Source organism: Protofrankia sp. Cr1 (assembly GCF_963555865.1).
GTDB lineage: Bacteria > Actinomycetota > Actinomycetes > Frankiales > Frankiaceae > Protofrankia.
Map to the genome: position 1 here is coordinate 1 of NZ_CAUVXO010000241.1, position 972 is coordinate 972.

Here is a 972-nt window from a genome sequence, read left to right on the forward strand (position 1 = left end):
AGGAACCCGCCGTAGGTCACGACGTAGCCGGACAGCACCCATTGCAGGTTCTGTTGGGAGAAGTGCAGGTCGCGGCGGATCGACGGCAACGCGACGTTCATGATCGAAGAGTCGACGATGTCGAGGAACTGGACCGCGCACAGCAACAGCAGCGTCAACTGGCCGCGGCGGGTCGCGAGGACGGAGGCGGAAGGGGCGCTCATGGCCACCTCTCGAATTGGTCGAAAGCGTCCAGTCCGACGCTAGACCAGAGTGGACGGTTCCGTCCAGAGTGGAGTGGATGGTTCCGTCCAGTTCAGGTGGCGAACGTCCGCGCGTAGGCCAGCGCGGCATCGACAGCGACTCGCAGCGACGCGGCGTCACGGCGGGTCTGGCTCAGGAGCATCCCGCCCTCCAGGCTCGCCAACAGCGCGGTCGCGAGAGTCGCCGCAGACGCGTCCGCGCGCAGCTCCCCCGTCGCGCGCATGCGGTCGAACGCCGCGGTGAACAGCCCCTCCCAGGCGGCGAAGGCTTCGATGACCCGCGCCCGCGCCCCTTCGTGGTGTTCGGCGATCTCGCTGGCCAGCGTCCCGATCGGGCACCCGGTCGGGCTCTGCTCGTACTGGGAGACGAAACCCGCCAGCGTGCGCTGGAGTTCCTCCATGCTTGCCACCGCGACGAACGCCTGCGTCAGGCCCGCGACCACCTGCGCGCAGCGGTACGCCACGGCCGCCTCCATGAGCTGGTCCCGGCCGCCGAAATAGTGGGAGAGCTGGCTCTTACTCGCTCCGGCCGCCGCCAGCACCTGCTCCAGGCTCACGCCCCGCACACCGTCCCGCGCGATGACGTCCGCGACCCGGGCGACGATCCGCTCACGACTCGCCCGCCCGCGCGCGGTCGCCGGCTCGCTCGACATCCCATCACCCTAGCCAGTATTGGACGGTACCGTCCAATCGATGTCGCCCCGACGATTGCCGGAACCAGGGCCGGCGG

General features: G+C 69.4%; 1 protein-coding gene and 1 pseudogene. Both read right to left on the bottom strand.

Annotated features, from left to right (window positions below; genetic code table 11):
* Positions 1 to 203: pseudogene (locus tag U9980_RS17535) on the bottom strand (MFS transporter); the annotation flags it as partial.
* A gap of 92 nt (positions 204 to 295) precedes the next feature.
* Positions 296 to 895 carry a TetR/AcrR family transcriptional regulator gene (locus tag U9980_RS17540; protein WP_322768908.1) on the bottom strand — a complete coding sequence of 200 codons (600 nt, stop codon included), beginning with the start codon at positions 893 to 895 and terminating at the stop codon, positions 296 to 298.
* Positions 896 to 972: the final 77 nt, after the last annotated feature.

Coding starts and splice junctions, on each gene's coding strand:
- U9980_RS17540 (WP_322768908.1), bottom strand. CDS start 895: ATGTCGAGCGAGCCGGCGACCGCGCGCGGGCGGGCGAGTCGTGAGCGG.